This is a genomic window from Neobacillus drentensis, from assembly GCF_036965245.1.
Lineage (GTDB): Bacteria > Bacillota > Bacilli > Bacillales > Cytobacillaceae > Neobacillus > Neobacillus drentensis_G.
In genome coordinates this window covers 1-18,655 of sequence record NZ_JBALPG010000032.1, presented here as the reverse complement: position 1 = coordinate 18,655, position 18,655 = coordinate 1, and the positions used below count along the sequence as shown (strand labels likewise).

Genomic DNA, 18,655 nt, shown 5'->3' with positions numbered 1-18,655 from the left:
ATTATAGCAAAATGTCATAATTAAAATCTAATTAAATTTGTATTGACCTTCTCTCTAAATAAGAAAAAGACCCCACATGAAAGTGGCGCCCATAGAGGTTGCACAATTTGCTGCGAAAAAAATCTTACACATATACCTGTTCATTTATTAATAAGGGCTGTTTAATGGTAGGTAAAATAATTTCGATTGTTGTTCCTTCATTTACTGTACTTTCAATCGTTAACACTCCTTTATGACTTTCAATTATTTTAAAGCAGGTCATGAGCCCAAGACCTGTTCCTTTTTCCTTTGTTGTATAAAAGGGTTCTCCAAGTGTTGACAATCTTTCTTTCGGAATACCGATACCCTGATCGATAATTTTAATCGAGATCTTCCCTTCTTCTATTTCCTTCACCTTTACCTCAATATTTCCGCCTTGGGGCATGGCCTCAATTGCGTTTTTAAAAAGGTTTAGAAAAACCTGCTTCAACTGATTTTCTTCACAGCTGATCTTCGGCAAATCCTGTTCAAAGTCAATGAATATCTCTACATTATTCAAAATTGATTGAGTACCAATTAAGGTAACAACATCCTTAATTAAAACCTTAACATCCCCTTCAACATATACAGCTGCAGTTGGTTTAGCAAGAACAAGAAATTCACCAACGATGATATTGATCCGTTCAAGCTCTGATAGCACAATATCAAAGTATTCCTCTTTTTGTTGATTCACCTTAAATAACTGAATGAAACCTTTTATTGAAGTAAGTGGATTCCGTATTTCATGGGCAATACCTGCTGCCATTTGTCCTAACAGTGCCAGTTTTTCTGACTTTTGCAGCATCCGTTCCGTCTGTTCTTTTCTATCAGTAATATCCTTTCCAATTGAAAGAATAGCCTCTTTTCCGCCAAAAACGATAGATAAGGCAGATACTTCAAAAAAGAATGCCGATCCATCTAAACGTTTTGCTTTGTATTCAATCGTGTTAACGGGCTGTTCCTCTTTCATAATCTGCTTAAATCGTTCCATTAAGCGGTCACTATACTCTGGAAAAATAAATTCAAAAATGTTTTTACCAATTATTTCTTTATTATTTTTGGCTCCAACTAACTTAGCAGCAGCATTATTTGCATAAAGAAATTTATGATTTTGGGTGATATATACCGGATCTGGTAATGAGTCTATTAATTTCTTATAGCTTTCTTCACTGGCACGAGCTTTTTTTTCAAAAAATCGTGCCTTGTCATATTGCCAACCGACAACCCAAGCAATGAAAGTAAAAATAAAAAAGTCTATTGTAAAAAAAGCGTTATGAGCCCATATCTTTTGATAGGCGGTAAATGCTATTGAAATAAACACTAAAATAATTTGACCCGATCTGTTCATAATTCTCCCCGCTTACTAGGTAAATTGTTATAGGTATAGGAATTCGACACCATCCTTTACTATCCTTCAAATCCCCTACAAATTTACATGCATTCTTTAATGAAATTTTAAGACAGAAAAAAGGAGCATCAACACATACGTGGAGAGCTCCCATTTTCAACATACATTATTTCTTTTTTATTATTTCTTCACATTAATATATAATTTTCCGTTAGCTGTTTGTCTTGATTCATTTCCAAAGGAATCAACAGCTTTCACCTCAATTGTGGCACCGGCCGCTACCATATCCTTCGTAGCAGTATAATATCCAACATAATAGCCCGGTGAAACCTCCATCATTGGAAGTTCTGTTGCATTTGCTAGTTGTGATGTTTTTGTTTGTGTCAGCGGCATATGGATGAAGAAAGATGCTTTCAAGCCAGGCTCACTTGTAAACTCAACCTTTACACTTTCACCCTTCTTCAATACTTTATCCACTTCAGGTTTTACATTTTGAATTAATGGTGGTGTGTATTTGACGTCGACCTTTACCGACTTTTCAGTCGTGTTTCCAGCCTTATCTTTAGCTACGACCTTGATTTCATTCTTTCCTTCATCAAGCATAATTCTTGCGGAATATTTTCCATCCACTACTTTCGCTGTAGTTCCATTAACAAGGACGAAATTTAAATTGGTATCTGCTACAGTTCCGGTAACGTTGACGGTTTCTTTATTCAATTTACTTCCATCAGTTGGTGAGCCAATCGTTAACTCCGGCGCATCGGCATCATAGGTTACATTTACAGGTGCGGATGGATCCGTCATCCCTTGTGATGTTGAAGCTTTTGCTGTTAATTGGTTCTCACCCTTTTTGAGCTTCACGTCAACTGAATATGTGCCATCATCTTTTGAATCAACGGTAGCAACTTCTTCGCCTTTATTAAAAATATGAACGTTTGTCGTTGGTGCAGATTCACCTTTCACAGTTACTGTTTCAACGTTGGTGAACGTGCCATCAACAGGAGAAGTAATCGTTGGTTCTGTTACTTCATAATCAACCACGGCACGAATCATATAGTTACCCTCATCTTCTGGAGAAGGTGTCCATGCGCCAGCAACAAGCTGCCAGCTTCGCTTCGCGTTTGGCCCATTCTCATCTGTTGCCAGACCAGGTGCTTTCGTATTTACATCAGCTTGGATGTAGACGATATAGAAATCACCTTCGACAAGGATACCATGGCTGCTTAAATCCACTTTTGTCCATTGACCATTTCGAAGTGCGGTAGCATCAAAAGGACCGGCTAGTTTTTTACCAGGTGCACCCTCAGGGCCTGAAGCATCATATACTGCTACTTTGAATGCAGTGCCTCCTGGAACTGGCCATTCCGAAGTCCAGAAGCGGAACAAACCGCCTGTCACTAATGCCTTTTTCTGTCCTGTTGCTAATGACATTTTTACAGCCCAGCCATTTCCGGCATCGTAAAATGCTCGCGCGTTTTCAGCTGTGCCATCGTCATAGCCGATTTCACCTGGGAATCCAATGAAAGGCTTAATATCAAAATTCTTCTCGATGTTCCCTTTTAGTTTAATAGTCGCTTCTTGACTGTAATAGTGTGGTGCGATGACTTTAAGCGTATAGTCACCTTCATATCCTGTAATTGAAAAATGTCCATTTTCATCCGTTTGGACAGGCTGTACGGCTGCATCTTCTATAACATATACAGTCGCCCCAGCAACTGGCTGTCCTGATTGCTTATTCTTGATCGTTCCTGAAACAGTTCCCTTCGCTTTTTCCTGAAGTGTAAAGTTCGCTGTTGCTTCCCCGTCCTGTGCAATCGTTACTGATTTAGTTTGCGAGTGATAGCCATAGCTTTCAGCAATGACCGTAAAGGTTCCTGCCGCATGTGTCATCTCAAAGCTTCCGTTTGCCGGATTAGTGGATACTGAACGACCGGATTCCACAACCGTTACTTGAGCCTGCATAGGTAATTGCATTGGAGCAGACTTTTCAGTGCTTGCTTCCTTTTTCACCTCAGGCATCATCATCGTTAACTTATCCGGATTAACCTTTTCTTTTTTAACAGAATCTGCGGCAGACTCCTCTTTTTCAGTTGTGACGTCCATATCTGCTTTTTGTGGTGCAGCAAGTGGTGCATTTGTTAAACGAACATCATCTATATACCAGCCTTGCTTTGTCACACTGCCATCGGTAGTGATGTTGAAAGCTATATAAATTCTTTGGCCCGCATATTCACTTAAATTCACTTCACCGTCAATCCAGCCATTTGACAGATTATTTACGCGAAGCTTTTGAACCCAGTTCACACCGTCTGTTGAGACAAATACATGCCCATAATCATAGTTTCTTTCAAGCTCATACCATTGCTTAAATTGAAGATAACTGCTTCCTTCCGGCAAATCAATAGGCGGCATCTGTAACGAAGCGTTCGCTTTGCTATCATAATTTCCAGTTAGATTTGTCGCATATACTTTTTCACCGGAGAAAGCTGCCCCAGGACCGTTCGTTGGCTTACCCCACTGCCAAGAATTATTGGCACCATAAGAAGTCCAGCCATCTGGATTACTTTCAAAATCAGCAACATAGCCTACTGTAATTCCTGGAAGAACTGTTACTGTATGTTCACTAACAGATTCATTGCCACCGAAATCAAGTGCTTTCCACTTATATACGAAAGCATTGCCTGCAATGTCAGCACCTGGAATATTCACGCGATACGTTCCATTTTTGTAATCGCCGTTAATCCGCTGTGCAGCAACAGTCGTCCATGAACCATCTTGTTTTTGATATTGGAGTGATACATTTGTTACACTAATATTATCGGCAGCTGAAGCTTCTAACGTTAATGGCATTCCTGCAAAAACCGTGGCAGGTTGGGAATGTGTTAACACCGGTGCTTCACTGTCGTCCCCCTCTTTCGTTACTTGACCCTTTAGTTTACCTAAACCAGAAACAACAGAAGATACGGCATCATATACATTCAATAATCCTGAGCCATAACCGTTATTTGGTGATGTTGGATATTTGTTGTCTGTTAAAGGAATAGCCGTTGTTTGTAAAATTCGTTCTAGATCATCAACTGTTAAGCTTGCATTTGCTTGTTTAAGTAAGGCAATGGATGCTGATACGTGAGGGCCAGCCATCGAGGTTCCATTCCATCCGCCTTCATAGCTGCCACCAGGGACAGAAGAACGAATATTGACACCCGGTGCTGATAGCTCAGGTTTGATTTCTCCATATGGAGAAGGCCCAAGTAAGGAAAAGCTTCCAAGTTTGTTGTTAATATCCGTAGCCCCTGTTGCGACTGATTCCGGGTAGTTTGCCGGATTGGCTACAGATCCAGGGCCGCCAGGATTACTTAAGTTTGTATTTCCTGCAGAGAATTCCGGGAAGATTTCTGCTGCTCTCCACGCTTGAACCATCGGACGATACCACTCATCAAGCCCAGGACCTCCACCCCATGAATTATTGATGACATCTGGTGCCATGTCAGGGTTTCCACCCGGGGCAATCATCCATTCACCAGCTTCTAATAAATCTGCATCCGTGCCGCCAGCTGCTGTGAATGCCTTTACCGCAATCCACTTTGCACCTGGTGCGACACCGATGATATTGGAACCATTCGGCTCTTGACCAACCATTGTTCCTGTTGTATGTGTTCCATGCCCGTGATCATCATATGGTGTAGTTTGACCACGTGTTGCGTCAAACCAGCTATACGCATTATCCGCTTGACCTGTTGCTGCATTGTAGCCGCGATATTTTTCCTTTAATGCCGGATGATCCCATTGAACTCCGGTATCAATCGAACCAATGACAACTCCGCTTCCATCAATCCCCATTTCCCAAACCGCTGGAGCTCCTACACGTTCGATATTCCATTCAATCGAAGTGGTTTCAGCTGCCGGCTTTTGTACAGCTGTACCTGCGGTTTTTTCCGGTACGAACAATTGTCTTGTTTCGTTCGGAAGAATTTTTTCTACCTCTAGAAAAGCCGCTGCTTTTTCCATTACCTCTTGCGTAGCTGTTACCGCAATCGCATTCACGATATAGTAGGAATGAACATCCTTGGCCTTTCCAGCCTTCACTTGCTCCTCAAGAAACGCTAACACGTCAGTCTGTGTTTCTTTTGCCGTTGCTTTTAACTCGGAAACAATTGTGTTTCGCTTCAATGATTTTGTTTTTGCAGGTGTCGCCTTTTGCTGCTTGGCTTTATCCTCAGCTGCCTTGGCAACTTTTGCAGAATCCAGCTGCTCTTTCATTTTGATGAGAAAGGTAACTTTATCCTGATCATCAAATTGGTTGTAAAGTGATTTTGTTACTTTTTGCTTTGGTGTTGGCACCTGATCCTTCGCTGAAGCACTTACTCCTTTTGTTTCAGCGTTCGCACTCATTTGCGGCTGAAAAAGCAGTGGCAACACTAGGATGACGGTTAATAGAGTGGATAATAATCGTCTTTTCTTTCTTTTCATCCTCTTACCCCCTAAGTATTTTCCTTATTCACTAAAACTACTACCCTCCTTTCATCGCACACTATATGTCAAAAACAAGGTGCTAATTTAAAAATAGCGGTTTACCATTTGTTTTTGTGTAATATTATGTCGGATAAATTTGAATAATCAGAAATTGATAGTTTGGTTGCTGTTGGGAAAATTGGAAAATTAGTCCATAATGATGTCGACAGCCCTAGTTTCATTGTTAAAATATACCGTTATAACTATTTCCTTCTTCTTTATATGGGGAGATATTTCTATTCTTTCGAAAATTGAGCCATTATACCTAGTTTAATTGATACAGAAAAATAGCAAGAAATTTACATTTTGTGATTGTAAGCGCTTTATTTTCCCAGGTTCATAATAAAAAAAGGAGAGCCGCATGATGAATGGATATCAAGCAGCTCTCCTTTTTCTCTATCTGTGTAAGATTCATTTTTTAGAAGAGTCTATTGTTTTTTTATTAAAGTATAGTTGAATCAATTGATTGATTGAAGGAAATCTCCAATTACCGTTACATACTCTTCCGGCTCCTCGATATACGGCATATGAGCACTTTTTTCAAAAACATGGAATTTCGCATGTGGCGTTTGGCTGCTGTAAAACTGTGTAGTTTCCGGAGTAGCTTCATCAAAATGCCCGCATGTGTATAATGTTTGGCAGGTAATTTCCTTTAACTGAGATGTACAGTCAAATTCCTTCAGGTTGCCAAGCACAGTAAATTCTGACGGCCCCCACATAATATTGTAAATTTCAGAATTTCTATACCATGAAGGTCTTTGTTCCAACCATTCGGGCTTCTTCTCCATTCTGTTAACAAAATGTTTACTAAATACCTCAATAGCTGCTTCAAATTCTTCTGAATCGGTCGTCCCATTTTCTTCACAGTGTTTGATTGTTTCCTGTACATCAAGTGGCAGTTTCTTAAGGTTTCGCTTTTGATCCTTTTCCCATAATGGAGCGCTAAGGCATGGACTTGAAAAAATAACACTTTTAACGCCGCTAGGCTTCGTTAAGCAATAAGCAGCCGCGAGCGTTGTCCCCCAGGAATGACCAAGAATATGTACTTCATCAAGTTTAAGCGCTTCCCGCACTTGTGCTAATTCCTCTACAAATCGTTCAATGCGCCAAAGAGAATTGTCCGTTGGCCTATCAGATTTTCCGCATCCCAATTGGTCATATAATATCACAGGCCGCTCCTTTGCAAGAGCCTTTAATCCTTGCAGGGAATAAGACGATGACCCCGGCCCGCCATGCAAAATAATAACCGGTGTTCCCCTGCCATTTTCATCGAATAACTGATACCAAACTCTTCCTCCAGTTACATCAATAAATCCTTCTTTATGCATTCAAACTCCCCCTTAGATTTGTTTGTTGCTGATACGTTTATCCTTTTCTTTACCATAGTGCAAGCCAATTAACCAGCCGCCGACGGAAAAAAGCGGATAGTAGATGATGATCTCAAGTCCCTTATTGCTAATGCCATCATCCATACTCGCAATGAAACTTACTATCAAGCCGATCATGACTCCAGCAATATGACCAAATCCCCCGTACAACATGCCGTATTGTTTCTTTTTCTAACCGATTATACCAAATATTAGTCCAATTCCGACAAAAAGAACTAGCATAAATAATACTTCTATTAAAAATACAAGCCCCTCCATAAATGTTCCTCACTTACGCTTTTAGATTTCTTTCGTATCCTTTGGAAGATTCCTAATCCTCTCTAGATAGGCTGTAACATTATGATCTTCATCATTTTTATAATCAAACTGAAAGTGATGAGCTACTTTTACGGCAATTTTTCTAAATAATTCACACATGTGAAAGAGTGCTATCCAAATATGTTCATAATGGGCATCTGTATAGGTGGCCACGAATTCGTTCCATTCATCTTTTTCAAGAAAATTTTCTAAATACTTGCCAAATGCCCCGGTGCTTTTTGAATAATTAGTTTGAATCCCTATATACCAATTTATCATTTGAATTAATACATTCCGATTAATTTGTTCGTACATAACCATTGAATAGGGCAATTCTTCGCGCCATAGCCCCTTTGCGATATTCATGCAGATCCACCAAAATTCATTACAAATATCTTGAAATTCTTTTTCGGAAGGGATTTTAATATAGAAATCTAGGTCGCTCGAAGGAGGCAGCTGCCCAATTAATCCATCTTTATCTAACAACACTATTCTTAAGCTTTCCGGCTTAACCAATTCGTTCATTTTCTCAAGTGGTATCAACGTAAGGTCAATCCGGTTTCCATCTGTAAATTGCATTAGATACACAAAATGACCGGTATGATCAGCATGCGGCAGCACTTTATCCTCCGGCATCTGCATCATGATTCGCTCTCCAAACCGATCAACCCAGTGATGATTTTCCGTAAAAGATTCTATATCTTTGACAATATAGGCAATATCATAATCTTGGAATATATCTTTTTTTGCATTTGGATTAACGCATGAACCTGTCATTAATACAGCACGAATTCGCTCATCATTCTTGGCAGTGTTCAAAATAATATCCATCATTTCTTTTTCTGTCCGCACTGCTTTTGCCTCCCAACACGAATTTTTTGTCACATACTATTATTCTATGAAGTCTTAATAATTACCTTTGAATATAGCGGAAATAATAATCTCCTTTACATTGTAGATATAAGAGTGTTCTATTAGTTTCTACGAGGAGTTTGTAGGGAAATTCCGTTCAAGATTTGACGTGGAGTGGGTCCACACGGTGGTTTATGAAAAAGTCGATGTAGAGTGAGTCTACGTAGACTTTCGATGTGGAAAACCTTTAAAATGTCGATGTAGAGCGCTTCTACGTGGAGGTTTGGGAGGGAATTCTTTGAAAAAGTCGATGTAGAGCACTTCTACGTGGTGGTTTGCGGCGAAAATCTTTGAAAAAGTCGATGTAGAACGCGTCTACATGGAGGTTCGGGTGGGAATTCTTTGAAAAAGTCGATGTAGAACAAGTCTACGTGGTGGTTTGTGAGATAATTCTTTGAAAAAGTCGATGTAGAACGAGTCTACGTGGAGGTTTGGGAGGGAATTCTTTGAAAAAGTCGATGTAGTAGAACCCCTTTACTTGGAGATTCGTAGTAGAATTCCTTTTAAAAGTAGAAGTAGAGGGCTGCCAATTCTCACTTAAAAAGGCTATAAGCAACCGAAACGGAAAGAAAAAATGAAAAAGGGTCGCTTATAATGGCTTTAAGCGACCGATCCGGTGAGAAAAAATGAAAAATGGTCGTTTTCTGTCATGATTCAAGAAACTGTTCGCTCACTTACCTTCACACCGCGATTGTTTAATGTTTTCGCGATTTTAACACTTCCATACCGTTGTTTAAACTCTAGGTGTCTTTGTAATACTTCTTGGGATAGCTTTTCATGCTTTTTTTTCTGTTCACTTTACCGCCGGTTGATCCATAAGGAATAACCGCTTTTAGAAACTTCCAGAACAATGTACATCTTCTCCACTCGGAATTGGGAGCGATTTTCATGAATGAATTCATACTTTACCGAGGGCTTTTCGAGAAGTAGTGCATCGCCTTTTTTAATATTTCATTTTCCTCCTTGAGATCACGAATTTCCTTTTGTATAGCTATAAGTTCCGCCTCGGGAGTGGCAAATGTTTGGACAGCCTTTATTTCTGGTTGCTGGCCATATTTCTTAATCCAACCATGTATGGTATTTTCATTGACCCCTATTTCTCTAGCTGCTTGAGCTACAGGCTTGTTGTTCTCAGCAATGTACTTTACAGTTTCTTTCTTAAATGTTTCATCGTAATGTTTTCTATTACCCCTTGCCACTTAGACCACCTCGTTATAGTTGATTTATTTTATTATAACAATCTTTTGTCCACTTTTTAGTCTAGCATCATTGGTTCTATATGCCCTTTTTCGATAAAACCCCTTCTAAAAGGTAACCTAGACCTGTTCTACCCTCAGGATACCCTTTTAAAAAAAAGACCCAACCCACAGTTAAACTTGGGTCAGGTCTCCTAAATTATCGTTTCATCTTCCAAACAGCCGCTATATTGACAGCTGTCCTTTCTACATATTCCGCTGCATGTGTAAAGGCATCCTCTAGTAGGACAACTCCAGGAACAATACTAAAAACCGCATCAATTCCATAGTCGTGGACAATATCGCTATCACTTGCAATATTACCTGCGATTCCAACAACAGGGGCTCCAACCTTTTTAGCAGTTTTTGCTACACCAATCGGGGTTTTCCCAAAAATCGTCTGTCCATCAATCTTTCCTTCCCCGGTAATCACCAAATCAGCATCTTGAACGAACTGAGAAAGTCCGGTTGCCTCAATGACAATGTCAACGCCCCGCTTCAGCTCTGCATTTAGGAAGGCAAGCAAACCACCACCAAGACCACCGGCCGCGCCTGCACCAGATACATCCTTAATCTTTTTACCGAGATCACGCTCAATAATGGCAGCAAAATGCCCAAGATTTCGATCTAATTGGACAACCATTTCCGGGGTTGCCCCTTTTTGCGGTCCAAAAATGGCGGAGGCCCCTCTTTCCCCTGTAAGCGGATTATCAACGTCACAGGCAACCTCAATTTTTATATTTTTTAACCGTGGGTCTAATTCAGCAAGATCAATTGACACTAAATCACCAAGTGCACCGCCGCCTTCACCAATTTCGGCCCCATTCCTATCAAGGAAGCGGACTCCGAGGGCTTTCGCCATCCCCGTACCACCATCATTTGTAGCACTACCACCAATGCCGATGATGATATGGTTGACGCCATAATCCAGAGCAGCAACAATTAATTCCCCTGTCCCTCGAGTTGAGGTGATCAAAGGATTTCGTTTTTCGGCTGGGACAAAGTGTAAACTTGAAGCGGCTGCCATTTCAATCACAGCAGTCGTCTTGTTACCAAGAATTCCGAAAAAGGCTTCAACTGGTACACCAAGAGGGTCAGTTACCTTCTTTCGAATAATTTCCCCTCCGGTTGCATCAACAAGGGACTGTACCGTCCCTTCGCCTCCATCAGCCATTGGGATTTTAACGTACTCCGCATCAGGACAATGGCGTTTAAAGCCTTTTTCGATTGCATCCGCTACCTCAAGGGCAGACAAACTTTCCTTAAATGAATCCGGAGCAATGACAATTTTCATCTTAAATCCTCTCCTGTCAATCTCAATTTACCGCTAATTAATATGCATTAAAGCCCCCTGCTGAACTTTATCCAAAAAAGTGAAACACTCCAAAAATCAAAGTTGAAATGATCGCCATCGTTAAACCAACAAGAGTTTCATATGGAATAACTTTCAACCGTTCTTTGATTTCCATATTGACACTTCCACCCGTTGCGTGGAAAAAGCTTCCGTGTGGCAAGTGGTCCAAAACGGTTGCACCTGCATGAATCATGGCAGCTCCTGCTAAAGCAGATACACCCATTCCTAAAATCGTCCCGCTAAATACCTGACTCGCAACCGCAGTACCTGCAGTTGTAGAGGCGGTTGCTGCTGACATGAAAATACCGGAGACTGGCGCAAGTACGTATCCAGGAAGACCGAGTGCATTTAATCCATCAATTAATATGTCTTTCAAACCTGAATTTGCGATAATACCAGCCAATGTACCAGTACCAAGGAGCATGATAGCAACACCTGACATTTTCCCTAGTCCTGAAACCGCATATTCATTTATTTTTCTTCCTCGTCCCATCACTAGTGCCCCGATAATTCCCCCAACCGGCAAAGCAATCATAGGGTCAATGCTAATATCAAACAATGGTCTTAACGCTAGCAAGATAATCGTTACAAGTGGAGCAACAATCGCTGGTAAAAATAACGGAAGTTTTCCGCCATTATGGGTTTGAACTTCAAAATCATTTATTTTAGAGCCTTTATTCACAAGTTTTTTCGCAATGAAATAGGTGACCACAAGTCCGAAAATAGCAGGAATTATTCCGGCAGCCATAATCGAAGTTAATGGAACGTTAAAAGCATCTGACGCAGCAATGGCATTTGGGTTTGGTGACATGATGTTCCCTGCTTTACCTCCCCCAATCATCGCTAACAAGATTGCTGTTTTTGAAATTCCAGCCTTTCTGGCAATTGCCAGTGCAATTGGCGATACTGTGATCACGGCAACATCGACGAAAACACCAACAGCTGTTAAAATCATTGTGGCAATCGCTAGAGCTAGCAAGGCTCTTGTTTCCCCAACTTTTTTGACAATCGTTTCTGCAATGACGGCAGCAGCGCCGGATTCAATGAGAACCCCAGCTAAAATACCGGCAGCAAGAATTCGAAGTACCGCGGGAATGATGCCTTTTGCACCTTCCATCATTAATGTTACTGTGTTAGTGATATCCACTCCGCCAATGAGCCCGCCAATTAATGCACCGGCAATCATCCCATAGGCAGGTGACACTTTTTTCAAAATTAAAATGATAGCAATAACTAGTGCACAAATGGCACCTAAAGCACTTACTTGAATTTGAGCATCCATGATGAAAACCTCCTCGTCTCTATATAGCCATTGTAAGCGGTATCTAAAGCGTTTTCATTAGACAAACGATTAAAAAAAAGACCTAATTCTCATAGGTCTTTTGTGCAATTGCACAATTATGTAATTTGATTTTTGATAATTGAGAGATACAGTTCCAGTAAATCCTTTACTTTCCTAGGGTCCTTACCTGTTAATTCCATGATCCTGTCCAAACGGTACCTAACAGTGTTACGGTGTATGAATAATTTACTAGTAATCGCATTTGTATCGCCGTTTTCTTCAATAAAAGCCATAAGGGTATCTACCAATTCCCCTTTTTTATCAAACTGTTTTAATTGATGATAATAATCGGTAAGCTCCTCACCCATTCCCAGTTTATTTGCTTTAGCAAGAAAAACAGGAATTTTATAATCTTCAAAAAAATAAATGGTTTTCAGAGGATCTAGCCTTGCTCCTACTACAGAAGTCATGACAGCATCATGGAAGGATTCAGAGATTCCCCTCAATGTCGGATGATAGTTACCAATACTAATTTTGCAGCGAACACCTTGATTTTTTTCCAAATAACCAGCCCAATGTTCCATTTCGTTCATTACCTTGGCTGAATTCCATCTTGAATCCTTCATACTCACATTTTTAAGAATGACAAGATGATCTGGCTGCATAACGTATAAGTCTTCCTTTTCAAGTCTGTCACGAATGGTTTTGAAAACCTTGGAATGATCGTCAACAGTCAAAATAATCGCAATGCGAGGAATGGCTAAATCAATTCCTATTCTTTTAACTCTTTCAAAATAATGGGCATTGAGATTATCCGATTCATGCAAAAGCTGGCTGATAAGCTCTTCCTTTAGCCTCTGATCCCACTGCATTTCATCAAGTAAGACAGCTTGCTGCAGAATCATTTCCGCTGCCATTTTAACCAGTTCACCGTAACTTCGGATCTCTTCTGGCGAGCCTGTAATTCCAATCACTCCGACTACTTGATTATTAAAATTAATTGGAAGATTGATCCCCGCCATCACGCCGTGAAGCTTCTCCACCTCTAAACTTTCTATCTCAAAACCTGATTGATTCTCAATAACTTTAACTGCCCCTTCATGAATCGAATCAATCCTGCTCTTATCTCCAGAGCCAATGATGACACCCTTATCATTCATCACATTTATGTTTCTGTTAATAATTTTCATGGTTCGATTAACAATTTCCTGGGCTAAAGCTTTATTTAAAAACTTCATGATGCACTCCTTGCTCTCTTAGAAAAATAAATTCGTTTCATAATACTTAACATTCTTTGAGTGTACCAACAGTACTGGGTAATTGCTATGTAATCTGCGTGAAAAAATATTTCTTTTGCAAAATGAAGTTTTTCATAAAGTTTTACTATTTTGCAAACGATATGGTTGGAGGTGAACAAAATGGAAAAAGATAATAAACAAACCATTGAGCATAACAATGAGGAAATAATGAATAGAGTGAATCAAACCTTTGATAAGATAAGCCAGGATGTTAAAAACATGATAAATAATAATGATTCGTCCGATAATGAACAATACTCCTAACGCCAGAAATGGCGTTTTTTCTTGGCCTTTTAAAAATAATATTTGATTTTATAAAAAAGAAAGCTTAGCACCAAAGTAATCAATGAAAAAAATAAAGTAATACTTGAAAATGCGAGCATGTAGACATTGTATTTCGCAATATTTACAACCAGCCGGTAACTGTCCATTTGGAACAATCCTGCTAATATGTTAAACAAAACAAGCACTGCGAAAATCATTAATAGTCCCTTTGCGGATCCTTGGATATCCGCTTTACTTAAAGCGATGTGAGAAGAAATACTTATAGCTATTATTAAAAAGATCCAAAATAAAGGGTTTATGAGATTTTCTATAGTAAAGAGACTCTTGAAAATCACAATAACTGCTTCAGCTACTATTTTTAAAACCGATAAATCAAATTCATCAACAGTAATATGATGTTGGATCTGGTCTATAAAGGCTATATAGGATTGAGGTACTAAAAAATACATACTTAAAATCAACGAGCCGATGCCGCTAAATATAGGACCTAAGCCGATAAAAAAATTTCCCACTTGCTGGTAAATACTATGACGATTATAAGTGTGCTCAACATAGCCGAGCACCCCATTAGGACTATTCAGTTGCAACAGCTTTACCTTTGTAACGCGATGGCCCCATATGAAACACTGCACAAGGTGACCAATTTCATGAATCGGAGTTCCAATCCATGCAGTGACAAGGATCCCTCGTGGGCCAAACGTACGAATCAGATATCTATTTGAATACCTTTCAAGAATTCCTAGAAGCAAACCCACTGCCATCAAGATCCCTAATAGGTAAAACAATTCAACAAAACTAAGCAACAAGGTATTGAAAAAAGAGAATAGGAAATCCATCATTAATTCCTTTCATTCCAAGGTCGTTTTCTATTCTCCATGTTATACCATCCTCATAAAAAACATTCATGTGGTCTTGATGTGAGTGAGGTTGTTTTTATGTCTCTCTTAGTGACCGGGCGCAGCTCTTTTTCCCTTTCACGGGCACTATGATCTTCTCAGAGTGACCGTGTGCGCCTTTTTTTTCGTTCCACGGGCACTATGATCCTCTCAGAGTGACCGGCCGCGCCCATTTTTTCCCGTCCACGGGCACTATGATCCTCTCCTATCAATTCTTTAACAAAAATTTTTCCATCAATTTACCAAGGATACTCCCCTTCCTTATTCTTATCCGTTTTGGAAAAATAAGCAGGTTGATAGCTTCGTACAAATTTATTTGTATTGGCGCTAATGTATCCGGAACCGTATGTCGGATCTTCAGACTGCCACACACCATTCAACATAACTTCATTCCACGCATGGTTTTCACCATACGCAATTTTCGCTTCAATCCCGGCAGCTCGGTGAAGGGCAGCACTTAAATGAGCATAGCCGGTACAGAGTACTGTACGAGATTGAAGGGTTTGCAGGGCAGAATAGATTGGCGGGTTTGTTGCATTTACAAGCGGAGCGTTATAGGCAATATTTTTTGCAACCCATTCAAAAATGGCACGCGATTTTTCTATATCCGATTCCTTTCCGCTCGTTATGTTTTGGGCTAAAGCCGAAATGGCCGGGTCATTACTTTGAACCATGTAACTTGGAGCTAAATAAGGGTCTTCATCTGTTAATGTATATTGGGCATAGCCAAGAACCTTATTTGGATCGTTTTCTTTTCCATTGTAATATTCATCTAGGTTAATGATTACGTCCCCTACTGTATAGGTTAGTGGATAAGCATAATTAATTTTTCCATTGGTAAAAGGAACCTTTATGGTTGTGTCCTTATGGGCCCTCACTTCTTGAATATATAAAATGACTCCATCCGCATTATTGTATTTTCCATATTCCGTAGGTTTTCCTGTTACAAAAAGCTTCCCGTTTTCTACCGTTACGGCATAGGTTTGGATCTCCGTTGGCTGATAGTTCCCCTTCGATGGCGCCGAGGAGGAAGTTGCAGGTTTTTGCTTATTTACTTTTGCTTCACTGGTTTCAGTTTCTTGATTCCCCTCGTCTGATAATTGGAAACTATTCAAGTTCAAAAAGCTTTTAATTTGTTCAACAGAAGGAATCATATTTTTTTCGGATAAAAACATAAATGCACAAAAACATATGAAAAGAAAAAATAGTTTTTTCAAAACGAACAACACCTCTACTTCCTCATTCAAATCATAAATTGATAGAACGCCTAATTTCCAGTTTAGTTCATTCTACTATATTTCACTATAAATTCGATATTCCAGTAATTTTTATGTCGGATACGTTGATATAATCAATTACATAAAAAATGGGCAATTGATTTTGGGGTGGCATAATGAAGAAGACAATTGGGTTGTTTGCGCATGTGGATGCAGGAAAAACCACGTTGGCCGAACAACTGCTATATCATACAAAAACAATTAAACAAAGAGGACGGGTCGACAATCAGGACACCTTTCTCGATAATCATGAAATCGAAAAACAACGAGGAATTACCTTGTTCGCGGAACAGGCAATGTTCTCTTTTAATCAATCAGATTACTATTTAATCGATACCCCGGGTCATGTGGATTTTTCTCCAGAAATGGAACGTGCAATTCAAGTAATGGATTACGCAATTGTTATCATAAGTGCTGTCGAAGGAATTGAAGGACATACCGAAACCGTATGGAGGCTTCTTCAGCAGCATCAAGTACCAACTTTTTTCTTTATCAATAAAACCGATCGGGTCGGCGCTGATTCTACAAGAGTTTTAGATGAAATTCACAGCCATTTAACCTCTGACGTATTTGACATTACCGAAACTTTTACTCAAGGTGAAATGACCGAGGAACTAATTGAATTTATTGCGGAGCGGGATGAATTACTATTAGAACAGTACATGGATTCAGGTTACCAACCAGACCTATGGTTAAAAGCGATGAAAATGCAGCTGAACGAGAATCAATTTTTTCCATGTGCCAGCGGCTCAGCCTTACAAGATATCGGAATTGCCAGCTTTCTTGAAAAATTAGACTTGTTAACAACTTCCCATTATAAGAGTGTTGAACCCTTTGCCGGCCGTGTCTATAAGATTCGCTATGATGAAAAAGGAACGAGAATTACATTTATCAAAGCATTAGGCGGAACATTAAAAGTGCGCGATGAAATCAGTTACGGCGATCAAGAAAATCCATACTGGGAAAAAATAACCCAAATCAGATTATATAGCGGCAACAAATTTAAAACGACCGACAAAATCTTTGCTGGTGATATTTTTGCCGTAACTGGTTTGTCGTCAGCTTCCTCAGGAGACGGATTAGGAACAATAAAAGAAAAAGCTGTTTACGAAATGGTCTCAGCCCTAAAATCAAAGGTACTATTTGATTCATCAATGAATGTGAAAGACGTACTGAGGTATTTTAACATATTGAATGCAGAAGACCCCGCATTAAATGTGTTCTGGGAAGAACGCTCGCAGGAAATTCATATCCATGTAATGGGGACAATACAACTTGAAGTCTTAAAGCAAATCGTTAAAGATCGGTTTCACTTCAATGTCTCATTTGGGGAACCGGAAATTTTATATAAGGAAACGGTTAGTTCTGAGGTTACAGGTTATGGTCATTTTGAACCATTGGGCCATTATGCGGAAGTACATCTGAGGATAGAGCCAGCTGAACGAAATAGCGGCATTTCATTTGAAAATGTGTGCCATACGGATCACTTAACGGTTGGAACGCAGAATCTCATCCGCCATCACCTATTTGAGCGAGAACATCATGGGTTACTGACCGGATCGCCCATTTCCGATATGAAAATCACGTTGCTAACAGGACGTGCACATAATAAGCATACTTCCGGCGGCGACTTTAGGGAGGCCACTTACCGGGCATTACGACAAGGATTAGAAAAAGCAATAAACGTCCTACTTGAACCGTTTTATCATTTTAAAATGAAAATGGATTTGGATCATCTCGGAAAAGTGCTGACAGACATCCAAAATGCCCACGGAAGCTTTGACCCGCCTGTAACTGAAGGTACTAAAGCTGTTCTAACCGGGAAGGTGCCGGTCGCAACTTTCATGAACTATGGACCTGAATTTGCCTCGATTACTGGAGGAAAAGGAACCATGAATCTAGTATTTGGCGGATACTACCCATGTCATAATCCAGACCAGGTTATTGAAAAAGTCAATTACAATAAAGATGCTGATCCAGAATATACATCAACTTCGATTTTCTGCTCAAAGGGACAAGGTTATTCCGTTCCGTGGGATCAGGCCGAAGCGGAAATGCATTGTAAATAGTTATAGCTGAAAAATATTAGCGACCCTATTCGCTCTTTTCATCTCATTGGGTCGCCAATAGCACTTGTTGGATCCTTTTTTCTCTCAATCTAGTTCATTTCGGTCGCCAATAGTCTCGATTGGATCCCTTTTTCTCACTTTCTATCTCTTTTTGGTCATCAAAATGGATGAAACCTAACGATTTCACCCTCAAATAGTTCTGCAGTTGCTTTAGAATAATGGTTGTTCAAATTGATACTAATAAGCTTGATAAACGAACAAAAAGAAAGAGCCTGTTTTGAGATAAAAAATGATCAAAACACACTCTTAACATATTTAATTAAATCATTCTTTTATATAAATGTTACCATTTTTAAAAAATCCCTTCTTTTTTTAAGTGTTGCTCCCTTTAATATCATTGCTTGCTTTTTCAAAACATAGATTAACTGTCCGTTCGTTTGAACGCGTTCGATGAAATGTATTAGCAGGGACCGCAAATATTTCA

Annotated in this window: 13 protein-coding genes and 1 pseudogene; 2 read left to right on the top strand and 12 right to left on the bottom strand. The window is 39.7% G+C overall.

The window, feature by feature from the left end; genetic code table 11:
• Positions 1-124: 124 nt before the first annotated feature.
• The 10 genes and pseudogenes from V7150_RS08705 to V7150_RS08665 all read right to left on the bottom strand — a co-directional run bounded on the left by V7150_RS08705 (position 125) and on the right by V7150_RS08665 (position 13,584).
• Positions 125-1,366: an ATP-binding protein gene (locus V7150_RS08705; protein WP_335516340.1), complete on the bottom strand. Its 1,242-nt coding sequence runs from the start codon at positions 1,364-1,366 to the stop codon at positions 125-127.
• 180 nt (positions 1,367-1,546) lie between these two features.
• On the bottom strand, positions 1,547-5,836 hold the full coding sequence (locus V7150_RS08700; RefSeq protein WP_335516337.1) for a S8 family serine peptidase: 4,290 nt from the start codon (positions 5,834-5,836) through the stop codon (positions 1,547-1,549).
• A gap of 500 nt (positions 5,837-6,336) precedes the next feature.
• Positions 6,337-7,206 carry a proline-specific peptidase family protein gene (locus V7150_RS08695; protein WP_335516334.1) on the bottom strand — a complete coding sequence of 290 codons (870 nt, stop codon included), beginning with the start codon at positions 7,204-7,206 and terminating at the stop codon, positions 6,337-6,339.
• Between the two features lie 12 nt (positions 7,207-7,218).
• On the bottom strand, positions 7,219-7,419 hold the full coding sequence (locus V7150_RS08690; protein ID WP_335516331.1) for a hypothetical protein: 201 nt from the start codon (positions 7,417-7,419) through the stop codon (positions 7,219-7,221).
• A 126-nt stretch (positions 7,420-7,545) separates the two neighbouring features.
• Complete coding sequence (locus V7150_RS08685) at positions 7,546-8,415, bottom strand: aminoglycoside 6-adenylyltransferase (RefSeq protein ID WP_335516328.1); 870 nt, start codon at positions 8,413-8,415, stop codon at positions 7,546-7,548.
• A 714-nt stretch (positions 8,416-9,129) separates the two neighbouring features.
• A pseudogene (locus V7150_RS26575) lies at positions 9,130-9,240 on the bottom strand (hypothetical protein); the annotation flags it as partial.
• Between the two features lie 140 nt (positions 9,241-9,380).
• The gene (locus tag V7150_RS08680) at positions 9,381-9,674 is read right to left on the bottom strand and encodes a transposase (RefSeq protein ID WP_335516324.1); all 294 of its coding nucleotides are present in this window, start codon (positions 9,672-9,674) and stop codon (positions 9,381-9,383) included.
• Positions 9,675-9,870: 196 nt separating this feature from the next.
• On the bottom strand, positions 9,871-11,004 hold the full coding sequence (locus tag V7150_RS08675) for a glycerate kinase (protein WP_335516321.1): 1,134 nt from the start codon (positions 11,002-11,004) through the stop codon (positions 9,871-9,873).
• A gap of 67 nt (positions 11,005-11,071) precedes the next feature.
• Positions 11,072-12,346 (bottom strand): GntP family permease, encoded by a 1,275-nt coding sequence (locus V7150_RS08670; RefSeq protein WP_335516318.1) that lies wholly within the window; start codon positions 12,344-12,346, stop codon positions 11,072-11,074.
• A 116-nt stretch (positions 12,347-12,462) separates the two neighbouring features.
• Positions 12,463-13,584 carry a sugar diacid recognition domain-containing protein gene (locus V7150_RS08665; RefSeq protein ID WP_335516314.1) on the bottom strand — a complete coding sequence of 374 codons (1,122 nt, stop codon included), beginning with the start codon at positions 13,582-13,584 and terminating at the stop codon, positions 12,463-12,465.
• 180 nt (positions 13,585-13,764) lie between these two features.
• Here V7150_RS08665 and V7150_RS08660 point away from each other — a divergent pair, with 180 nt between their 5' ends.
• Positions 13,765-13,908: a hypothetical protein gene (locus tag V7150_RS08660; RefSeq protein ID WP_335516311.1), complete on the top strand. Its 144-nt coding sequence runs from the start codon at positions 13,765-13,767 to the stop codon at positions 13,906-13,908.
• 29 nt (positions 13,909-13,937) lie between these two features.
• On the opposite strand, the gene V7150_RS08655 is transcribed toward V7150_RS08660, so the two are convergent.
• Both V7150_RS08655 and V7150_RS08650 read right to left on the bottom strand, forming a co-directional pair.
• Complete coding sequence (locus tag V7150_RS08655) at positions 13,938-14,735, bottom strand: hypothetical protein (RefSeq protein WP_335516308.1); 798 nt, start codon at positions 14,733-14,735, stop codon at positions 13,938-13,940.
• 329 nt (positions 14,736-15,064) lie between these two features.
• On the bottom strand, positions 15,065-16,000 hold the full coding sequence (locus V7150_RS08650) for a transglutaminase domain-containing protein (protein WP_335516305.1): 936 nt from the start codon (positions 15,998-16,000) through the stop codon (positions 15,065-15,067).
• 218 nt (positions 16,001-16,218) lie between these two features.
• Here V7150_RS08650 and V7150_RS08645 point away from each other — a divergent pair, with 218 nt between their 5' ends.
• Positions 16,219-18,171, top strand: a complete 1,953-nt coding sequence (locus V7150_RS08645) for a translation factor GTPase family protein (protein ID WP_335516302.1) — start codon at positions 16,219-16,221, stop codon at positions 18,169-18,171.
• The last annotated feature ends 484 nt before the right edge of the window (positions 18,172-18,655 follow it).

Bases quoted from the DNA above. Each gene is read 5' to 3' on its own strand.
- V7150_RS08705 (WP_335516340.1), bottom strand. From the start codon at position 1,366: ATGAACAGATCGGGTCAAATTATTTTAGTGTTTATTTCAATAGCATTT.
- V7150_RS08700 (WP_335516337.1), bottom strand. From the start codon at position 5,836: ATGAAAAGAAAGAAAAGACGATTATTATCCACTCTATTAACCGTCATC.
- V7150_RS08695 (WP_335516334.1), bottom strand. From the start codon at position 7,206: ATGCATAAAGAAGGATTTATTGATGTAACTGGAGGAAGAGTTTGGTAT.
- V7150_RS08690 (WP_335516331.1), bottom strand. From the start codon at position 7,419: ATGTTGTACGGGGGATTTGGTCATATTGCTGGAGTCATGATCGGCTTG.
- V7150_RS08675 (WP_335516321.1), bottom strand. From the start codon at position 11,004: ATGAAAATTGTCATTGCTCCGGATTCATTTAAGGAAAGTTTGTCTGCC.
- V7150_RS08670 (WP_335516318.1), bottom strand. From the start codon at position 12,346: ATGGATGCTCAAATTCAAGTAAGTGCTTTAGGTGCCATTTGTGCACTA.
- V7150_RS08665 (WP_335516314.1), bottom strand. From the start codon at position 13,584: ATGAAGTTTTTAAATAAAGCTTTAGCCCAGGAAATTGTTAATCGAACC.
- V7150_RS08660 (WP_335516311.1), top strand. From the start codon at position 13,765: ATGGAAAAAGATAATAAACAAACCATTGAGCATAACAATGAGGAAATA.
- V7150_RS08650 (WP_335516305.1), bottom strand. From the start codon at position 16,000: ATGTTTTTATCCGAAAAAAATATGATTCCTTCTGTTGAACAAATTAAA.
- V7150_RS08645 (WP_335516302.1), top strand. From the start codon at position 16,219: ATGAAGAAGACAATTGGGTTGTTTGCGCATGTGGATGCAGGAAAAACC.